The sequence below is a fragment of the Streptomyces syringium genome, from assembly GCF_017876625.1.
Taxonomy (GTDB): domain Bacteria; phylum Actinomycetota; class Actinomycetes; order Streptomycetales; family Streptomycetaceae; genus Streptomyces; species Streptomyces syringius.
In genome coordinates, this window is sequence record NZ_JAGIOH010000001.1 from 931,909 (window position 1) to 951,904 (window position 19,996).

Genomic DNA, 19,996 nt, shown 5'->3' on the forward strand with positions numbered 1-19,996 from the left:
CGGGCGGCCAGTAACGCGCGGGCATGACCTGTCGTTGCCCCTGGTGAAACCCCCCACGAGATTCCCGGTCGTACGCATTGCCGCGAGTTGCCGTGAGCAGCCGCCCGGACGCGACACCCGACCGTGAAACGGAGACCGCCGTGACGACGCACACCGCCTTCCGCGAAGAGGTCATTCCGCTCAGCTGCGACGGATACGCGTACAGCGGGCGCATCGTGCACCAGCCCAACGCGCGGATGGCGCCCATCGTCCTCGTCGGCGGGGCGTTCCAGCACCAGGGCGCCTGGGGACGGGTGGAGCAGTCCTTCCTGGAGGCGGCCAGCGTGATCACGGTGGACCTCCCGGGCTGGGGGGCCGCCGACCCCCTGCCGGCTCACTACGGCTTCGACTTCCTCACCCGCGCCCTCGACCGTTTCCTGTCCGAGGTCGCCCCGTACCCGGTCAATGTCGCGGGCACCTCGTACGGCAGTGCCATCGCCTACCAGTGGGTGCAAAGACATCCCGAGCGGGTCGAGCGGCTGGCGCTCATCGGCACCATGGCGCATGTGTCCGACCATGTCCGGGCGCGGGTGGAGCGTCTGCTGCGGCTGGGGGAACAGGGCCGGCGGGCCGAGTTCGAGAGCGGGGTCCTGGATTCCATGGTGTGTTCCTCCCCGCTGGTCACCGTCACGCGCCGGCCCACCGTCATCAGGGCACTGTCCCGTGCGCTGAGCGAGTTGTCCCCGCACGACATCGCCAAGTTCCTGGACAACAGCCGGCGGCTGCTCGACCACCCGGACGCGCCCGGGGGCCCGACGGTCCGGGTGCCGGTGCTCGTCGCGACCGGTGAGCACGATCCGCTGACCACCCCGGCCCTGAGCCGGGAGGCCGCGCACCAGTGCGCCGATGCCCGCTTCACGACGCTCAAGGACGCGGACCACCTGGTGCACCTGGAGCGGCCGACGGAGACCGTGGACCTGGTGACCCGGTTCTTCGCCGGCGAGTCCCTCGGCGGCCTGGACTACTGCCATCCCGTGGAGTACATCGGCCGCCGGAGCCCTGTCCCGGCGCCCCGGACGGGCGGGGAGCGTCAGTCCTCGTGTGCCCCCGAGGGCAGCTGACGCAGCTTCATCGGGGTGCGGGTGCGGTAGGCGTAGTCCAGCATCTTCCAGGCGTCGGGGTAGCGGTTGGCGTCGTTGAGCAGGACGCCCACGACGGTCCGCTTGCCGCGCTTCGCGGCGAAGACCAGGCAGGGCCCGGCCGCGCTGCCGGTGCCGGTCTTGATGCCGATCACGCCGGGGTACGCGCCGAGCAGCTGGTTGGTGTTGTACCAGGTGTAGGTCCGGTTGACGTTGGTCGCCTTCTGCCGGGTGCTGGTCGACCGGGTGACGGCATCGAAGGTGGCGTTGCGCAGGGCGTGCCGGGCGAGCTCGGCCAGGTCGCGCGGGGTGGTGTGGTTGCGGCCGTGGGCGGAGATGCCGTCGAAGGAGTCGTAGTGCGTGCCGCGCAGCCCCAGCCGGGCCGCCTTGGCGTTCATCTTCCCGATGAACGACGCGGTGCGCGCCTTCTCACTGCCCCCGCTGCCGACCGTGTCCGCGAGCGCGTACGCGGCGTCGCACCCGGAGGGGAGCATCAGTCCGTACAGCAGCTGGCGCACGGTCAGCTTGTCGCCGACGCGCAGGTCCGCGGTGCTGGCGCCCGTCCGGGCGACGTAGTCGCGGTAGGACTGCTTGATGGCGACGGGCTTGTTCAGATCGACGCCCGGTGTCTCCAGGACCACGACCGCGGTCATGACCTTGGTGGTGCTGGCCATCTGCCGCTTGATGTCCGCGGCCTTGCCCTCCCAGAGCTTGCCGCCGCTGCCGTCGAGCAGATAGGCGCCCTTCGCGCCGATCCCCTTCGGGCCGCCCGTCGCCTCGGCGGTGGCCGTCGGGAGTGCGACGGCGAAGGCAGCCGTCGTCGCGGTCAGGGCCACGGTCCACCGGCGGGCCGGGCTTCCCCCACAGCGTTGCATTGACACTCCAATTCCTCGGTAGCGGACCCGAGTTCGGGTCGCGGGCCGCATGCTCGCACCCGGCGCCGGGCGGGAAGAAATCGAAGATCACTAACGGGTGACCGGGCCGGGACGGCGCCGGGCGGTACCCGCGGTCGTGCCATGCTGCTGTGGCGCATGGCCCCGCCCGGAGAACGCCGCGGGGGCACCCCGCGCCGGGATGGCGCGAAGTGCCCCCGAGGGGAGCCGGGCGGAGGATCAGGCGTTGCAGATCCCGCGCGCGTAGTCGACCGTGGCGGTCTCCTGCGAGTACTTCCACTGCGGGTCGAGCAGCTTCGCGTCGAGCTGCTTGGCCGCCTCCGGGCTCTCCACGATGTAGCCGAAGTCCTGCAGCCACGACGGGTACAGGTTCTTGGAGCCGATGTAGAACGTGGAGCTGTCGACGGAGACCAGCTTGTGGTGCTGCGCGTACGGGTGCCCGTCGGCCCACTTGCCGTTCGGGGAACTGCGGAAGGTCGCGAGCTGGAGGTTGGAGCACATCGCCGTCTTGGCGGTCTGCTGGCCACCGGTGATGTTCGCGAGGCGGTTGCGGAGCGTGTCACTGATCTCGGACAGCGACTTGATCTGCGAGTAGCCGCCGCTGCCCACCGCGCCGCGGTTGGCCGGGTCGCTGACGACGATGCGGACCTTCACGCCCGCGGCCATCTTGGCGGCGAGGGCGTCGTAGAGCCGGATGTCGTACCGGGGAAGCGGCGGGCAGGTGGCGTTGAGGTCCTGCTGGGAGATCTCGATGTGGTCCTTGGCGCTGGCGACCAGCGCCCGCAGCGCGCTCTCCTCGGGGTTGACCGTGTCGTAGTCACGGTCGGCGTTGGTGTTGTCGTGCAGTCCCACCACGCACTTGGTGTCGGACGCGGTCGGCAGGTCGGGGCGGAACGCCGACTTCGGGTCGACGTCCTTGATGCCGACACCGAGGCCGCCGACGGCGATGACCGGGACGTTGCCGGTGGCCGGGGACGCCTTGGGGTTGGTGTCCTTGTGCATCGTCGGCATGCAGCCGGCGTTGCCCGAGGCGGCGAACCAGACGCTGGCGATGTTGCTCTTGTTCTGGCACGTCCAGGTCCAGAGCGTGTCCAGGTAGCGGCCCGCGGAGCCGGCGGCGGGGCCGGTCAGGGCGAGGTCGACGTCCGACACCGGGTGCGCGGTGTCGAGGTAGTCGTCCTTCCAGCTGTTGATGCCGCCGGTGATGGCCGACTGGCCGTCGACCACGAGGATCTTGGAGTGGTTCCAGGAGAACGCGGTCTTCGACGTGGTCATCGACGCGACGTTCAGCGTGATGTTCTCGGCGGCCTTGCCGAGCTTGGCCGTCAGCTCGTCGCGGTACTTCGACGGGATCACGTTCATGTGGTAGACCGGCGCGGCCCCGACGAGGATGCGGACCTTCAGCTTGTTGCCCTTGCCGGCCGACTCCTTGAGCCCGGCGACGATCGCGTCCTGGAACCCGCCGTTCGGGAAGGGCGCGAGGGTGGATATGTCGACCGTGCGCGTCGCCTTGCCGATGTTCTCGGTCATCTTGGCGAGCAGCCGCTTGGTGCCGACGCGGTCGGCACACTTGTCGTCACCCCAGCAGCCGGGGGTCTGGAGCAGCCAGTCGGAGGGGTCACCGGCCGAGCCGTCCAGCTTGTTGCCGGTGGTGCGCTCCCAGACGTCGCCTTCGAGGCCGGGTGAGACCTGACGCAGCGTCTGCTCGACGGCGTCGAGGTGCGGGGTGGCCGGGTCGGCGGCGAAGGCCGGGGTGGCGGGCAGGACGGCGAGGGCCACCGCCGAGACCGTGACGGAGCCCGCGAGACGACGGACACGGCTGAGTCTGACCACTGTTGCTTCCTTAACGAAGTGCGAAGTAAAGAGTTGAACGACATAACACATTTGGGCCAGGTATGGCCCATGTACATCCCATGACAAGGTGTACAGATGATCAACTCTTGGAAGCTACCAGGTGAATGACCTGTCCGATGCCCCGGTCCACCGCCGGACCGACGGGTTCCGGACAGTGGGGAGGCGTGGAAGCAGCACCTTCCTGACGGACCGGCAGGTGGCCGTCGGCCCCGGGCGTCAGGTGGTCAGATGACCATCTGGGCCTGCGGCCAGCGGCTCACCCGGTACGGTGCCCACCAGAGGTGATCGCCGAACCGCACCGCGAGGTCCTCGCGCAGGAAGTCCGCCACCGCGTCGGCCGGCAGGTCCTCGGCACGGGCGCCGTCCGCCAGTGCCTCGATGGCCTCCTGGTAATGGGGCTCGTCGATGGTGAAGCGGCGCAGCTCGCGGTACCGCCGGTCCCGTACCTGGAGGAAGCCCGGCCCGCGCCGGTAGACGCACTTGCAGATGTAGTAGCCGCGACGCCACTCGCTCAGCACGGCCCGGGGGTCCTCGACACCCAGGACGGCGGTGGGCGGGTGCAGATGGCCGAGCCGGCGCCAGTCGTGCGGGGCGGGCCCCGGCCGCACGGTCCAGTCGACGGCGAGGGCGAGACTGGTGAGGTCGCCGATGAGGCTCAGCGTCCGGACCGTCCGGGCGGCTCGCGCGTCGTCCATCGGGCCGGTCAGATCGACGGGGTCCGCCATGACCACCCGCCGGGCGCCCGCGTCGAAGAGGCCGCGCGCGTGCCCCGCGCCCGGCCCGTCGAGGTGCCGGACACCGATCAGCATGCCGGGCACCGCACAGGCGGCCCGGTCGTAGTCGCGCCACAGCGTCACCGTCAGAGCGTCCGGTGTCGTGGGCGCGGCGGCTGCCGTCATGGAAATCCCCTTCGTGAGTGCCGAGTCGAGGCCGGCCGAGTGCCGGAGTACGTGCTGGGAGACAGCCGGGACGTCCGCCGGCCGGATCAGGCTCCCGTGCTCTGCAGCGCCGGTTCCGCCTCCGCCGCGTCTTCCGCCTCGGTCCGTCGCATGTGGTCCAGCCGCAGCAGTTCCTCGTTCACCGCGGGCGGCGCCACGTGCACGTACTGGCCGCCGTCCGCGAAGACCAGGCCGAGCTCCCGCCAGCGGCGCAGGGTCGCCCCGATCGTGCCGGCGTCCGAACCGGGGTGCTCCTCGCGCAGCTTGCGCGCCGCCGCGACGAGGGTGTGCGGCTGGTCGAGCAGCCGGAAGAGCGCCACCTCCACCGGGTCGGTCAGCTCCAGCGTCCGCCAGTCGAAGCCCCGGCGGCGGCTCACCAGCACGATCCGCTCGCCCAGGTCGCAGTGCGTCAGCCGGCTGGCGGCGTAGGCCCCCTTCCACGCGATCAGGGCGTCGTTGAGCCTGCGCACCACGTCCTCGCCGACGCCGCGCGGCGGTACGTCGAAGACGTACGCCAGGTCGAACATCTCCGCTTCCGGCAGGTCGTAGGTGATGCGGTACGGCTCAGCGGGCCGCAGGTCGCTGAAGCCCATGCCGGGGTTGTTGAAGTACGGGCTGAACCGCTCGATGGCGATGCGCGCGGACTGGTCGACGGGCGGGTTGAGATGCTCCAGGGCGGGCAGCTGGCAGGTGATGTCGTCGTAGTCCGCCGCTTCCTCGCCGGGGAATCCGTGCAGATAGTTCCAGGCCACCGAGAGCCCGGCGGCCGCGCCGTCGCGGAGCATGCGGACGTTCTGGCAGCCGGTGACGCCCTTGTCCATGAGGCCGAGGACCTTGCTGCTGAGGCTCTCGATGCCCGGCTGGACGTAGATGAGTCCGGCGTCGGCGAGTGTCTGCAATTGGCCGCTGCGCATATTGGCCTTGATCTCGTAGTGCAGTCGCAGGTCGTAGCCGCTGTCGATGATGCGGGGCAGCAGCGACTTCAGGTATCCCATGTCGAGGATGTTGTCGACGACGTACATGTCGAGCACCCGGTGCCTGGCCGCGAGAGCGATGATCTCCTCGAAGAACACCGTGGGGTTCTTGCTGCGGAACTGCATGAACGAGCCGTTGAGCCCGCAGAAGGTGCAGTGGTGCTTCTCGCCCCACCAGCAGCCCCGCGCGCCCTCCACGACCAGCTTGGGCTCGACCCACGCATGGGCCGCGGAGGCGGCCAGCCGCTCGAAGTAGCCCGTGTAGTCGGGCGGCAGGATCGCCGCGGGCGGCAGGGGCCTGGTGCTCATCGGGTTGGCGTGCGAGCCGCCGTCCGCGTCGCGCCGGCACAGCCCGGTGACGGCGTCGAGGCCGGAGCCGTCGCGCAGCGCGGCGACCAGCGCGGGGAAGGACTCCTCGCCCTCGCCGCGGACGACGTGGTCGACGAAGGGGAAGTTGCGGTGGACGGCCTCGCCCTGCTTGCCGTCGCAGTTGGCGCCGCCCATCACGGTCGTGATGGCCGGATTGAGCCGCTTGACGTACTTCGCGGCGGCCAGGGCGGCGGTGTTCTGCTGGAACGTCGAGGTGAAGCCGACGACATCGGGTTCCGCCGCCACGATGCGCTCGGCGACGGTCCGTATGAACGCGGTCGCGCTCGCGTGGAGTTCCACGGTGGTCTCCAGGCGCGGGGCGCCGATCTTCCGGCCCATCGCGTCCGCGAACTCCGTCACCCGCCAGGCGTCGTCGTCGTAGAGCGCGGAGGAGAACACCCAGTCGCCGCAGCCGAGGAAGTAGGAGGCCAATGAATAGTATTCATAGTCGGCGAGCGAGAAATCGTCGCGCCGTTCGGTGATCCAGTCCACGTAGTCGATATTCGCGTGCAGCACGTCGGCGTGTGCCCCGGGCACCCCTTCGTCAATGCTGCGTTTCAGGATTCCCAGCGCCAGCGAGGGCAGATCGATGGGGGCCCAGGGCATGTTGACCAGGGTTACGCGCACAATTGGCCTCTCTTATCGGATCCCGTGCGGACTCCTCGCCCGCCGGGCCTTTTCACCGGTGCGGGAAATACCGAATGCAGCGCCGTCAGAGCCGTCAGCGCGAAGGGCCGGGCCGCCGCGGCGGCCCGGCCCCCGGGTGCGGCTACTCCTCGGGCTCCTCGGCGGAACGGAAGGGCACGGTGATGCTGATGCCCACGCTGGGCTTGCGGCTCTCCTCGTCGCCCTCGAGCGGGTCGTTGTTGATGACGTCCTTCTGCATGGCGTTCACCTCCTCGGTGTGGTGGCAGGTGCCGATGGGGCCGACCGGACACCGTGCGGCGTCCGGGCGTCTGGGGGCGGAGCGGCCGGGCGCGTCAGCCTCCGCAGGAGGAAGCGCACCGACCGTTCCGTGACGGCGGCGTGCTCGGCGCCGTCGTAGCCGTCGTGGCCGGAGTCCAGCCAGCCGACGTCGTGCGGGACCCCGGCCGTCTCCAGCGCCGCAAGGAACACCTCGACCTGCTGAGGCGGGCACTTGGTGTCGTGCCGGGCGGCCACCAGCAGGAGCGGGGCGCGGATGGCGGTGGCGTGAGTGAGCGGTGAGGAGTGCGCGTAGCGCTCCGGCACCTGCTCGGGCGTGCCCCCGAACAGCGCCCGGTCCAGCGCCTTCAGGGCCGGGGTGGAGTGGCGGTAGGCGGTGGCGCAGTCCGCGAGCGGCTTGACGGCCACCGCGGCCGCCCACAGGCCGGGGTGCGTGCCCGCGGCCAGCAGGGTCAGATAGCCGCCCCAGGAGGTGCCGCACAGCCCGACCGCGTCCGGCCGGGCGACGCCGCGGCGGACGAGGTCGGCCCGCACCCGCACCAGGTCGGCCACCTGGGTGTGCCCGACGCCCTCGCTCCACGCGGAGCGCCAGCGGGCCCCGTACCCCGTGGAGCCGCGGTAGTTGACCCGCGCCACGGACAGCCCCGAACCGACCAGGGACTGCACCATGGGGTCGTAGACGTCGCGGTCGTGGTCGGCGGGTCCGCCGTGGACGAGCAGGACCAGCGGCTGCGCGCCACGGCTGCCGGTGGGGCGGGAGAGGAAGGTGTGCACCGGGCCGTCGGGGCCGCCGTCCGTCCACAGTTCCTCGCTGGTGCCGAAGTCGGTCAGCCGGGTGGCGTCGCCCCCGGGCAGCGGTGCCCCGGAGAGGGTCATGGGCCGGGCGGGGGTCACCGCGTCCGTGAAGACGAAGTGGACGTCGCCGTCCGGGGCGGGCGCGGCGTCGAGGAGGCTGCCGGGCGGGGTGGCCAGCGGGGTGAGCGTCCCTCGAACGAGGTCGGCGACGCCGACGAGCGTCCGGCCGTGCCGTTCCTGCCGGATCAGGACCCGTTCGCCGTCGGGGAACCAGCGGGCGGTGAACTCGGTGTCACGCGCCGACCAGGGGTGCGGGCACAGGCCCTGGCCGGCGGTCCAGGTGACGAGGCGGTAGTGGCTCTCCTGCTGCTGGATCAGCAACAGGCGCGGCGCGCCCGCGCCGGGGGCGAACCCCCGCGCCCACAGCGGTCTCCCGCCGCCCGCCAGGGCGGCCACGCGGCGGCCGTCGGCCGTCACGACGGTGACGGCCTCGGGCGCGCGGGCCGACCGGGTCAGCGCGAGCAGACCGGCTCCCGGGGCCACGTCGCACAGCCGGACGGCTCCCTCGTGGCGCGGCAGGGCGCGCGGACGGGTGCCGCGCCGGCCGTGGTGGACGGTCGTGCCGTCGGGCCGTCGCAGGCCCAGCGCGACCGTGCCGTCCTCGGCGAAGGCCAGCCCGGCGAAGTGCCCGGGTGGCACTCCCGGGAAAGCGGGAGTGCGCGGGCCGCCGTCGAACCCTTGGGTGTACCAGACGCCCCTCCCGTCCTGGTCCTCCGCGAACCACCAGACGACGCAGTCGGCGTCGATGGCGCAGAGCAGGGTGCCGTGCGGGCTCCGGGTCACCTGCCGGGAGCGCCCGGTGGCCCGGTCCCAGGTGAACACCTCGCAGCGGCCGCCGGCGTCGCCGACGTACACCATCCGGTCGGGGCGGGTGGGGCACACCTCCGGCAGGACCGGCCGGTAGACGCCCCACGCGCGCGTGGCGGTCATCCGATCACGCCCTCGGGCCGCCGCGCCGTGACACCGGCCTCGTGTACGAGGCCGCGCCGCGCGGTGCAGTATCCGGCCAGCCCCACGAGGGCGCCGGCGCTGCCGAAGGCGACGGTCCGGCCGCCCGTCCAGGCCACGAGGGCGCCCGCGGCCGCCGGGGCGAGCGCGGCCACGGTCTCGCCCGCCGTGCCGAGGACGGTGCCCACCCGGCCCTGGAGCCGGTCGGGCGTCAGGAGCACCACGCGCGCGTGGAGCACGATGCCCACGGCGGGGGCGGCGAGGCTCACGGTGCCGAGGAGCAGCCCGTAGGCCCAGGTCTGCGTCACGAACCCGAGCCCGGCCGCGGCGGGGACCATGAGCCAGGAGGCGGCCACGACGACGCGGACCGGCCCCAGCCGTCGGATCACCCAGGGGCCGGTCAGTGCGCCGGCCAGCCCGCACAGGCCGCTGACGGTGAGGATCAGCCCGATGGCGGCGGCCCCGGCGCCGCGGGCGTGGGAGGCGAGTACGGCGTGGAAGTACAGCACGCCTAGCACGGCGTTGAGCCCCGCGGTCCACAGCGTCACGAACCGCAGGAACGGCTGGTGGCGGACGAAGCGCAGCCCCTCGGCCAGGTCGCGGGTGAAGCGGTCGCGGCGCGCGGGGCGCGAGGGGGTGAGATCGGCCCGGATCGCGCGGGTGAGGACGGCGACGCAGAGGAAGGAGAGCGCGTCGGCGAGTACGGGCACCCAGCGGGCGAGTTGGAAGAGGGCACCGCCCAGGGACGGGCCGACGATCTGTACGGCCTGGTCACGGGATTGGAGACGGCTGATGGCCGTCGGGTACCGCTCGGGTGGCACGAGGGCCCGGACGGTGCCCTGCGCCGCCGCCGCGTAGAGGGAGCAGGCGACGCGCTCGACGAGGGCGGCGAGCAGCACATGGGCGGGGGTGACGCTGCCCCAGGCCACCGCGGCGAAGACCGAGCCCATGGCCCCGGCGGCCACGAGTGCGGACCGGACCATCAGGGTGCGGCGGCAGCCGCGGTCCGCCAGCACCCCGGCGAACGGCGAGGCGATGAGCCCCCCGACGAGGGAGACGGAGGCCACGAGCCCGACGGTCCCCGGTGAGCTGCCCGATGCCAGGAGAATCAGCGGGAGGAAGAGCGCGGACGCGTAGGTGCCGAGTCCGTCGACGGCGCCGGCTGTCCAGAAATAAAGGAAATCCCTTGGCGCCGCCCCGTTCCGGGCACCGGTCGTGCGTAATTCGCTCTCCTTGTCGTTCATCTCTCCACAGCCTCGGATTTCCCGGACGGGGAATTCCGGTTCGCACGCTTCGGGAGCGGGCACAGGGGCATGGCCGACCTTCTTCCTTCGCCGAGAGAGGGTGCAGAAGCAAGGACGCGCGAGCTATTCGGTGAGCGATGGGGAGCGTAACCGAGGGGTTCACGGTACGCAACGCTTCCACCAATGATTCCGGAGCGGTCGGGCCGTTCGGCGGCAATGCCCGCCGATGGAATAGAAACGGCCGGTTCCATATCCGGTGAAGTCCTAGAAGTTCACCAGCACACCGCGGGAGACGTCGACGGTGGCGGAGGCCGTCGCGCGGGTACGGTCCGCCGCCACGAGGGCCGCGGCGGCGGCGATGTCGGCGGGCGTCACCGTGCGGATCGGCTCCGGCGTCTCCTGGGCGGCCGCCTTGAGCGTGACGACGCGGATGCCGTACCGGCCCAACTGCGAGGCCCACTGGCGGCGAAGCCCCTCCAGGGCGTCCAGGGCGACGGCGAACCCGCCCGGTCCGCCGGACGCGTCGGGGCCCGTGCCTCCCCATGCCAGGATCGCCCCGGATCCGCGCACGGCCATGTGCCGCGCGGCCGCGCCGGTGGTCAGGAAGTGGCTCCACGTGGCGGCCGTGGGAACCGGCCGCGCGGACTCCCGCGCGGGAAGGCCTGCCGACGGCTCCGGGAGCGTCGGGGCCGCGTCGTATCCGATGAGGTTGAACGAGATGTCGACCCGCCCGGCCCGCCCGGCCACCCCGTCGACGAAGGCGTTGACATCCTTCTCGTCGCGGGCGTCGAGGCGCGTCGTCACGGCCGTGCCGCCCGCGGTACGGATCTCGTCGGCGACGGCGTCGAGCGTGGCGCGCGTGCGGCCGGCCAGGAAGAGCTCGGCTCCCTCGCGGGCGAAAGTACGGGCCACGGCGCGGCCGACCCGGCCCCCCGCCCCGTAGATCACGGCGACCTTGTTCTCCAGCAGCATGTCGATCCGTTCCTCCGCGTCGCGAAGCGCTCCGGCGGATGCCGTCCGGGCGCGGGCAGGGTGAAGAGAGGACTTTCGGCGGTCGCCCCATGCTCCCAGGCCGACGCCCGCACCCGGCTCCGGGACTCGTATGAAGAGTTGCGGTCGTGGGCGCCTGGGAAGGCGTCGGCCGTCCCACCTCCGGTGACTACGTCGCGTGGAGGCGTGGCCCCGATCGTTTCCGGCCAGGGGCACCCCCGGGTTGTCCGTGGCCAGGTGTCCGCCCCGTACAACTTCGGGATGACCTCGGCCTCGCGAGCCGGTCTGCAGATGTACGGAACGCCGCCTCACGGGTGGACTCCAGGTGCCCGGTCGAGGGCCTAGTTTCTTGATCATCGGTGGTGCGACGCCATGCCCGCCGATCGGTCGTGAAGTGAGGCATGCATGTACGGCAAGGCATTCGCCCCGGAGTACCGGGGAGCTCTCGGCGCGCTCTCGGTGAACTCCTCCCTCGAGGACGTTCTCGAGCAGGCACTGGAACAGCGGCGGCGGGCCGAACTCTCGGGCAGTGCCCTGGAGTCGGCGCACGCGGGGCTCGCCGTCGCCGAGGCGAGCCGGCGTCTGGGCCGGGTGGAGGAGGCCGAGCAGGCCTGGAAGGCGAGCTACCGGGCCGCGCGGCAGGCCGAGGACGAGGGGGCGATGGCGTGGGCGGTGTGGAGCGGCGGCACCCTTGCACGGCAGCGGGGTGACCTCGCCCTGGCCCGGCGCTGGCTGGCTGCGGCAGCCGAACTCGCCGAGCGCGGCGGGGACATCGTCGCCCGTGGCTACTCGCTCGCCGGACTGGCCGAGACCGGGCGGATCCAGGGCGATTACGCGGCGGTCGGCGAGTTGCACGAGAAGCTGCTCGCCGAGGCCAGACGGCGCGGCGAGGCCCGGCACACGGTGTGGGCGCTGGAGGGCATCGCGCAGATGCACCGCAACACCGGCTCGTACGACACCGCCCTCGCCCTCTTCGAGGAGGCGGCGGAGATAGCCCAGAAGGCGGACGACGCCCGCGGGCGCGCCTGGGCCCTGCGCGGCATAGCCGACGTGCTGTCCGTGCGGGGTGACACCGAGCGGGCGCTGGAGCTGCTCTCCGAGGCGGAGGGCACCTGCCGGGAGATGCGGCTGGCCGGCGCGTTGGCGTACAACCACAAGATGCGCGGCAACGTCCTCTTCCGCGCCGCCCGTTACGAGGAGGCCCACGCGTGCTACAGCGGCGCCCTGGAGGAGTTCCGGGCCATGGGCGAGCCCCGGGGCGAGGCGCTCTCCCGGCTCGGTCTGGTCAAGTCACGTGCCCGCCTGGGACGGGACCTCGCACAGACCGCCGCCGACCTCGACGAGCTGTACGTCACCCTCGGCCGGATCGGGCTGCTGCACGCCCGGGACATGGTCGACAAGGCGCGGACCGAGCTGGGCATCGTGACCGCCGGGGCGGTGCCGACCGGCTGACCCCGGCCGCCACACCCCGCACGCTCCCCGAACGAAGAGAGAGACCCATGACGTCACGCACCGGCCTCCAGGCACCCCCGCCGCCCGTCCTGGACCGCTGCCGGGAACTGGTCGAACCGGCGCTGAGAGCGGCCGTGCGGACTCTGCATCCCTGGCCGCGGCGGATGGCGTCGTTCTCCCTCGGCTGGTGCGACGCGGACGGCCTGCCCGACGCCGGTTCGGGGAACAGAGGCGGCAAGGGCGTCCGCCAGGCGCTGGCCGTCCTCGGCGCCGAGGCCGTGGGCGCGCCCGGCGAGGCCGCCGTCGCGGGAGCGGTCGCCGTCGAGCTGGTGCACACCTTCTCGCTGGTGCACGACGACATCATGGACGGCGACGAGCGGCGCCGGCACCGCGACAGCGCGTGGAAGGCGTTCGGCACGGGGCCCGCCGTCCTGGCCGGGGACGCCCTGTTCGCCCTCGCGGTCGAGACCCTGGCCCGGGCCGGGGGTGAGAGCGGTGCCGAGGCCGTACGTCATCTGTCGGGCGCGCTGAGGGAGTTGGTGCACGGCCAGGCCGACGACCTCCTCTTCGAGAACCGCCCGTGGACGGGTCCGCAAGCGGTGGACATACCCGCCTACCGGGCGATGGCTCTGCGCAAGACGGGGTCGCTGCTGGGCTGCGCCATGGCGGTGGGCCCGGTCCTGGCCGGCGCTTCGCCGCTGCTGTCGGGGGCGCTCGCGGAGGCGGGCCGACAGCTGGGCGCCGCCTTCCAGGCCGTCGACGACCTGCTGGGAATCTGGGGCGACCCACGATCCACCGGCAAGCCCGTCCACAACGACCTGCACCGCAAGAAGAAGACACTGCCCGTCCTCGCGGCCCTCGCCTCGGACACCGCGGCGGGCCGCCGGCTGGCGCTGCTGCTCGACTCCGACGCCCCTCTGGACGCCGCGGACGCGTTCTGCGCGGCCGGACTCGTCGAGGAGGCCGGGGGCCGGGCCTTCACCTTGGCGGAGGCCCGACGCCATGTGGCGGCCGCGCACGATTGCCTCGACAGCGTGCCGCTCGTACCGCGCGCGGTGGAGGAACTCCAAAGTCTGTCGGAGTTCCTGATCGACCGTCGGCTGTGACGGCGGCTCCCCATCACCGGAAGTCCGCCTCTGACGACCGTTACACCAGGGAGGCGCTCTCCAGCACCGAGTCGACTTCCCGTCGCTCGGCCGGCCCGGCCGGCTGGGTGATGCCGAGGAGGAAGGCCGAGCGGCTGTCGTCCACCGAGATGAGGGTCATGCGGAGGTGGGCCGTGTGGCCCTGACGGTCGCTCACCTTCAGCACCACGGTGTGCGCGGGCCGGTCGCCGACCGTCGTCGCGCGGGACTCCTCGATCGTCGACCGCCCGTCCGGGTAGAAGTACTCCGCGTTCGACCGGGCGGCGCGCTCGGTCTGCGGCCGCAGGGAGGACTGCGGTATGCCGCCCGCCCGACCGGCGAGAACGGTGCGGCCTCCGCCCTCGTCGTCGGTCCGGGTGTCGGAGGCCGTGCGCTTCATGGCCACCGATGAGGTGAAGGCATTGATCAGGCCACCCTTGTCGTTGCGCTCCCAGCCTTCCGGGATCGCGTACGAGATGCCTGCCGTGCCGTCCGTCACCCGCGGCCGGCCGGCCAGCGGCCCACCGTCCTCCCTCGTCATGAACCACATCACGGCGAGCCCGCACACCAGCGCGAGAACCAGCACCGCGACGACCCCGGCCACCGCCGCCCGGCGTTTGCGCGCCGGTGCGGCGGGGGCGGGCGGCAGGTGGGCGGGGGCGGGCGGATACGGCGGCGGGCCGACGGGAGCAGACGTGATCATGACCCCAGCATGCTGCGCCTGCCCGGCTGCGGCTTGAGCGTTCGTACTCACTCCGCTACTCAGTTCCGTCTGTCCGCGGGACCTGCCGCCGCGACGGCCGGCGGGCGACTCGGCTACCGGATCGCCCGGGGGCTCACCGGGTCTCCCGCCGCATGGGCGGTTCCGACGGTGCCTCCGGCTGCGGGCCGAAGAGGACGGCCTTGGCGATGGACGGTGCGAAGAGGGACGTGACCGGCCGGGTCAGGGACAGCACGCCCCGGAACGCGGCGCCGATCTCCGGGTTGCCGCAGGCGCGGTCCTGGACGCGGTTCAGGTACCAGTCGGCGGGCCGGTCGACCGCGCGGGGGCGCAAGGCGTTGCCCCGGGCACCCGGCATGTTCTTGTCGGCCCCGGCGGAGACGTCCCACGCCTGTTGTGCCGCGGCGAACAGGGCCTTCTGCACGAAGCCGGTCGTCGGGGTCCGGCGGGGGTCGTCGAGGGCGTCCCGCAGGGCGACGGCGCTGAACGCCGAGACGGACAGCCCCTGACCGTAGACGGGGTTGAAGGCGCACAAGGCCTCCCCCGTGGCGAGGAACCCCGCCGGACGGCGGCCCGGCCGGTCGTAGCGGCGGCGGAGGTTGGCGGTCTTGCGGAAGCCGTGGACGGCCGATTCCGGTTCGGCCTCCAGCAGCCAGTCGTGGAGGACGGGGTGGGGAAGCCCGGCGGCGAAGGCGAGGAACCCCGCCTCGTCGGTGGGCGGTTCGCTGCCGCGGAGGCCGGAGAGGATGACGGACCAGCGGCCGCCCTCCATGGGCAGCAGAATGCCGCCACGCGGCTGGGTGGGGTTCGGGACGACGTAAATACCCCGGAAGTCGGCGTTCGCATCGTCGTCGCGTGCGCGGTAGAACCGCGTGGAGTAGGCGAGGCCGGTGTCGAGCAGCTCTTCGTGGGGCGGTTCGGCGCCGATCGCTGCCAGCCACGCGGGGGCGTGGGACGAGCGGCCCGTGGCGTCCAGAACGAGGTCGGCCTCCAGGCCGCGGGCATCCTGTCGCAGGGCCGCGGCCCCGCGTTCGCGCAGCCGGACACCTCGTACCCGGGTGGCGTCGCCGAGCAGCCCCGTCACCTCCGTGCCCTGGAGGGTCGTGATCCGGGGATGGCTCAGGACGCGCCGGCGTACGACCCAGTCGGTCAACGGCCGGGATCCGGTGAGGATATGCGTGGTGGCGGCGGTACGGCGGAACCACCGGCCCCCCTGCCACTGCACGACGTCACTGGGCATGCCGACCCGGGGCGATCCTTCTTCGCGCATCGTCTCCAGGATTCCGGGCAGCAACGCCTCCAGAGCCCGCTGGCCGCTCTCCAGCAGCACATGGGTGTGCCGGTCCTGCGGCAGGCCCGAACGGTGTTCGGGGCCGTCGGGGAACCGGTCGCGCTCGACGATGGTCACGGTGTCGGCATGGGAAGCGAGGACATGGGCGGCGAGGAGCCCGGCCATGCTCCCCCCGATGACGACGGCATGGCGAGCCGAGGGTGAGGTGCGCTCAGGGGCGTCACTCGTCAAGGGCGTGCTCTGCGCTTCCACTGGGGCTCCTCGTGTCCGCTCCTGTACCGACCGGCCGCTCCGACACCCGATCGGAACGGCTGTCAGATGATTTCGCACTTCGAAGTCCAAGGCGAACGAGGGGGCGTGGCCTGCGTGCGGGCCCCAGGTGTGCGTGTGCAGTGGTACGACTGGCAGTCCGGGGTCAACAACGGGCTGCGGGAACGACTACGGCATGGTCTTCCTGACCTGCGGCCCGGGCCTGAAGATGACCGCCGGCTTCATCCACCTGCAAGGCATGCAGATGGACGCGCCAGGACCGCGGGCACAGGAGCTCATCAAGCGCTGGATCAAGGAGCTCGGCTCGGCCCGAAGGATCCGGCATGATCGACGGGCCTGTTCACCCGCTCCGCTCACTCGCAGTCCCGGCGGCGCCCCCTGGCTCCCTGAGCCACCCGGCTCGGCAACGTCCTGGTCGCCAAGGTCCTGGCCTACTGCGGGACCGCCTGAACCCGAAGGGATTCGTCCGCCGCCACCGGAACCTGACGCAGGTCGGCGTCCCCGACTCCGGGCGCCAGGTGCCGGCGTTCCCGCCCCGGATCTGCCGGGAGATGCTCTACAACTGGCTCTTCGACCGTCCCTTCCCCGGCTGCGACCCTCAGCAGTCGCCCAAGCAGCCCCACGGCGACACCGGACCACGCAGGGGATGAGCGCACCCGCCGGGCCGGCCGGTGCCGGCCGGCCCGGTCTGCGGGGAGGCCCCTGAACGGCCCGCCACTGCTCCGTGGCTACCCTCGTATCCGATCGAAGTCGACTTGCAGGGGGCAGGATGTGCGGAGCGCCACGGTGACGGCGGACGGCGACATGATCCGGTGGGTCGAGCTGCCGGGCCGGGAACCGGCCCGTGTCTACGCGCACGGTCCGGGGGCGACGTCGGCGCCCTACTTCGCCGAGGTGGCGGTGCATCCTGCCCTGGCCGGTCACCGTTCGCTGCTGATCGACCTCCTCGGGCACGGCATCAGCGACCGGCCGGCCGTGACCGTGTGCGAGAACGGAAGCGGGACCAGAAGCGGGAACAGAGGGAGTCGGCAGGTGACGCGATGAACGCCACGGCCGCCGCGGGACTTCTTCACCTCATCGCCGCCGAGCCCACCCTGCTCGCCGCCGCCCCCGCCGCCGCGGGCGAAGCCGACCTCGACCACCGCGCACGGCACGAGGACCACCCCTGCCTCGGCTGCGGAAGCATGGCCCGGTGCGCCATCATTGTCGACTCCGCGACGGCCGGGCCGCGTTGGCTCGATCTCTGCTCCGCGTGCTGGCACGTCGTCCGCCGGGCCAACGACCTCACGGGCGAGGAGTGAGCGGGACCGAGCCGGAGATCGCACGATCCCCGCAGGGCCCCGACGAGTCGGCCATGTGCGGGCGTCGATCGGTCATGCCGCGACGCCGGCGCAAATAGTTCGGCGCATCAACGAACAGTTCAGGCCAACTGCTCTGCCCTCCTACCGGGGCGGTGAAGGGTTCTCCCCATCGCGTAGCTCTGGGTAGGGGGACGAGTATGGGCGGAATTCCCGCGGTGGACGGGGCCAAGGACCTGGTGAGCGTGTTGGATGCCCTGATGGGCCGACGCGTGGGCAGGCAGACGGTCCCCGCGGTCGTCTTCGAGGACGACGGCGGTCTGGGTGCCGACTTCGTCACCGGCTTCCGGGACCGGCTGCGCGACGGGGCCGGGGCGGGCATCGTTCCCCATGCCCTGGCCGACGATGATCTGCTGGCCCGGGCCCGGGACGCCCGGGAGCCGGACGTGGTCCTGCTCGACGGCATCACCGCGCAGCTGGAGCAGACCATGCCGGCGAAGGCGGGACGGCTGACACTGACGACGTACTGGACGTGCCGCAGGGTGCTGGACGTCAACGTCGGGGCGGGGGCTCCACCTGCCCAGCGCGATGCGCTGGCCGCGTCACTGTGCGCGTCCTGGCAGCGCGGCACTCCCGGGCTGAGGGCGCTGCGGTCGTTCATCGAGACCGGTGGTGCGGGCCAGGTGAGCGCGCGTCTGGGGGCCGTCGCCACGGTCCTGCTCGCCTGGCCCCTGGAGTGGGGCTATCGCCTGTGGCTCCATCGCACCCGGCGACTGCGGTGGTATCCGGGGAAGGTCTGCAATGCCGGACAGGCAGCCACCACGTTCCTGGCTGCCGCGACTCATCTGAGTCTCGAAGGAGACCTGCGGAACAACTCCGCCTTGCGGCAGTCACTGTTGCTGGAAGCGCTGGCCGTGGATCTGACGCGCGCCGGCCGCCGGGGCGTGTTCTCACCCGGCAGACGACGCCGGGTCTGGCCCTTCGTCGTGCTGCTGCCCCGCGTCGACGGCTCGGGCGTCGCCCTGCGCCGACTGCTGGACGGCCTGGTCAAAGTCCGTCGCCGAGGTCTGCCGTTGGTCGTGATGGCCGCCCGCACTCCCGTGCCGCCGCCCGATGACCGTACGGAGCGCCGGGCCGCGCCGCGTACCCCGGCTCAGGCCGCGGCCGCCCTGCGGCCCCTGCTGGAGAGGAAGCCGCAGCCGGCCACGGCGGACGACGACGGTCAGGTGACCGTCGCGCCGGCCGGTCCGCAGCGGTCCTCGGTGAGTGACTGGCTGGCCACGAACGTGGCGGTGCGGCCCCGGCCGGTGCGCTGGCCTTCGACCTACCTGGGCACGGTCCTGGCTCTCGTCATGGTGGCCGCGGCCCTCCCGACGGCGGGATGGGTGGTCAAACTGCTGGATCCCTGCCACGACATGTGGCAGGCCGGGGGCGCCAGAGTCGGTGTCGACACCGCCGCAAAGGAGTGTTACTTCACCCATGGCAGCAGCCAAAAACTGCTGCGGACCCTGCAGGACCGCATCCGTGCCCAGAACACCGCCGCCGAGCGGGGCGGCCCGTACCGCACCGTGGTCTTTCTCGCGCCGTTGACCGCCGACCCTCATGGGGCCGGCGAACAGCTCACCCCCGCGGGCGTGCTCCAGCTCGAAGGCGCCGCTCGTGCCCAACGCGTCTTCAACCAGCAAGTGGGCGTCAACGCCGACCGCCCCCGCCTGCGGCTCCTCGTCGCCAACGTCGGCTACGCCTACTCCCACGCACCGGCGGTGGTGGACCGGCTCAACACACTGGCCGACGAGGATCCGAGCATTACGGCGGTCATCGGTATCGCGCAGAGCAGGCAGGCATCCGTCGACGCGATCAACCGTCTCTCCGTCGACCTCCCGGTCATCGGCGCCGCGGTCACCGGCGACTTCATGGCCACCGAGACCACCACCTACTTCCAGACCCAGCCCACCAACCGCCACCTCGCCCGCGCCCTGGCCCGCCGCGTCACCGAACTCGACCGCAAGAAAGCGGTGATCGTCTACGACGACAAGGACCGCTACAGCGTCAATCTCCAGCAGAACCTCCGAAGCGAGCTGACCGACCGCGGTGTCACCGTGGAGGAGCCGTCGTTCGCGATCATGCGTGAGGCCGCGCGGAGCCAGCGCGGCGGCATGAGCACCCTGCCCGACCTCGCCAAGGAGATCTGCGCACTGAGCCGGAGCGGGGGCATCACGCTGTACGCCGCCCGCGGGAGCCAGCTGCCCAAGGTCCTCAACGAAGTGCAGGCCCAGTGCGGTGCCGCCCGGAAACCGGCCTTCCCCCTGCTGGCGTCCGACACGGGCACCCTCGTCGAGTACCCCGAGATCCCCGAGTTCGCCCACCTCGACCGGTACACGGCCGTCGACCTCTCCTACATCGCCTTCTCCCACGACCACCACAGCGACCATGCCGTGGGCAGTGATGCCTTCCGCGCGGCCGCGGCGGCGATCTACCGGGTATGGACGGGGACGAACACGCCCCGCGCCTCCAACGTCCTGCAACAGCTGCGCTCGGGAATCGACGTCCAGGACACCGTCGCCGTCGACCGCCCCTTCCATCTGCCCGCCGACGACCGGGCCCTCGCCCGGCGCCCCCTGTTCCTGTGCACCGTCCCCCACACTCCCGACACCCCGCCCGTCTGCCGGGCCGCGGACGGGAGGCCCTAGGGCGTGTCCGACAGGGCGGGGTGCCGGCCGTATGCGGACCGGG

14 protein-coding genes and 1 pseudogene are annotated in these 19,996 nt (G+C 72.1%); 6 read left to right on the forward strand and 9 right to left on the reverse strand.

Translation table 11 applies throughout. From position 1 onward, the window contains the following. Window positions 1-140 precede the first annotated feature (140 nt). Window positions 141-1,100 (forward strand): alpha/beta fold hydrolase, encoded by a 960-nt coding sequence (locus JO379_RS04195; protein WP_242626354.1) that lies wholly within the window; start codon window positions 141-143, stop codon window positions 1,098-1,100. Here JO379_RS04195 and JO379_RS04200 read toward each other — a convergent pair. The 7 genes from JO379_RS04200 to JO379_RS04230 form a co-directional block, all read right to left on the reverse strand. Continuing rightward, on the reverse strand, window positions 1,070-1,993 hold the full coding sequence (locus tag JO379_RS04200; protein WP_130880780.1) for a D-alanyl-D-alanine carboxypeptidase family protein: 924 nt from the start codon (window positions 1,991-1,993) through the stop codon (window positions 1,070-1,072). The two genes, JO379_RS04195 and JO379_RS04200, sit on opposite strands and share 31 nt — an antisense overlap. A 237-nt stretch (window positions 1,994-2,230) precedes the next feature. Further along, window positions 2,231-3,844, reverse strand: a complete 1,614-nt coding sequence (locus JO379_RS04205; RefSeq protein WP_307841896.1) for a phospholipase D-like domain-containing protein — start codon at window positions 3,842-3,844, stop codon at window positions 2,231-2,233. A gap of 245 nt (window positions 3,845-4,089) precedes the next feature. Next, the gene (locus JO379_RS04210; protein WP_130880778.1) at window positions 4,090-4,764 is read right to left on the reverse strand and encodes a DUF5825 family protein; all 675 of its coding nucleotides are present in this window, start codon (window positions 4,762-4,764) and stop codon (window positions 4,090-4,092) included. A gap of 86 nt (window positions 4,765-4,850) precedes the next feature. After that, window positions 4,851-6,773, reverse strand: a complete 1,923-nt coding sequence (locus JO379_RS04215) for a RiPP maturation radical SAM C-methyltransferase (protein WP_130880777.1) — start codon at window positions 6,771-6,773, stop codon at window positions 4,851-4,853. Between the two features lie 264 nt (window positions 6,774-7,037). After that, entirely contained in the window at window positions 7,038-8,855 is a 1,818-nt protein-coding gene (locus JO379_RS04220; RefSeq protein WP_209513953.1) for a S9 family peptidase, read from the reverse strand. After that, window positions 8,852-10,117: an MFS transporter gene (locus JO379_RS04225; RefSeq protein WP_130880775.1), complete on the reverse strand. Its 1,266-nt coding sequence runs from the start codon at window positions 10,115-10,117 to the stop codon at window positions 8,852-8,854. Before JO379_RS04225 ends, JO379_RS04220 begins: the two co-directional genes overlap by 4 nt. A 264-nt stretch (window positions 10,118-10,381) precedes the next feature. Further along, complete coding sequence (locus JO379_RS04230; RefSeq protein WP_130880774.1) at window positions 10,382-11,089, reverse strand: SDR family NAD(P)-dependent oxidoreductase; 708 nt, start codon at window positions 11,087-11,089, stop codon at window positions 10,382-10,384. Window positions 11,090-11,512: 423 nt separating this feature from the next. Here JO379_RS04230 and JO379_RS04235 point away from each other — a divergent pair, with 423 nt between their 5' ends. Continuing rightward, window positions 11,513-12,559 carry a tetratricopeptide repeat protein gene (locus tag JO379_RS04235; protein ID WP_209513954.1) on the forward strand — a complete coding sequence of 349 codons (1,047 nt, stop codon included), beginning with the start codon at window positions 11,513-11,515 and terminating at the stop codon, window positions 12,557-12,559. Window positions 12,560-12,606: 47 nt separating this feature from the next. Beyond that, on the forward strand, window positions 12,607-13,665 hold the full coding sequence (locus JO379_RS04240; protein WP_209513955.1) for a polyprenyl synthetase family protein: 1,059 nt from the start codon (window positions 12,607-12,609) through the stop codon (window positions 13,663-13,665). Window positions 13,666-13,705: 40 nt separating this feature from the next. Here JO379_RS04240 and JO379_RS04245 read toward each other — a convergent pair whose 3' ends face one another. Beyond that, on the reverse strand, window positions 13,706-14,386 hold the full coding sequence (locus tag JO379_RS04245) for a hypothetical protein (protein WP_209513957.1): 681 nt from the start codon (window positions 14,384-14,386) through the stop codon (window positions 13,706-13,708). 133 nt (window positions 14,387-14,519) lie between these two features. Continuing rightward, a complete protein-coding gene (locus JO379_RS04250) occupies window positions 14,520-15,947 on the reverse strand; it encodes an NAD(P)/FAD-dependent oxidoreductase (protein WP_278046344.1) in 1,428 nt (475 codons plus the stop codon). Between the two features lie 789 nt (window positions 15,948-16,736). Here JO379_RS04250 and JO379_RS04255 point away from each other — a divergent pair. From JO379_RS04255 to JO379_RS04265, 3 genes and pseudogenes are all read left to right on the forward strand, one after another. After that, window positions 16,737-16,937 (forward strand): annotated as a pseudogene (locus JO379_RS04255) (alpha/beta fold hydrolase); the annotation flags it as partial. Between the two features lie 68 nt (window positions 16,938-17,005). Continuing rightward, window positions 17,006-17,266 (forward strand): hypothetical protein, encoded by a 261-nt coding sequence (locus JO379_RS04260; protein WP_130880770.1) that lies wholly within the window; start codon window positions 17,006-17,008, stop codon window positions 17,264-17,266. Window positions 17,267-17,463: 197 nt separating this feature from the next. Continuing rightward, complete coding sequence (locus tag JO379_RS04265) at window positions 17,464-19,953, forward strand: ABC transporter substrate-binding protein (RefSeq protein WP_209513959.1); 2,490 nt, start codon at window positions 17,464-17,466, stop codon at window positions 19,951-19,953. Window positions 19,954-19,996: the final 43 nt, after the last annotated feature.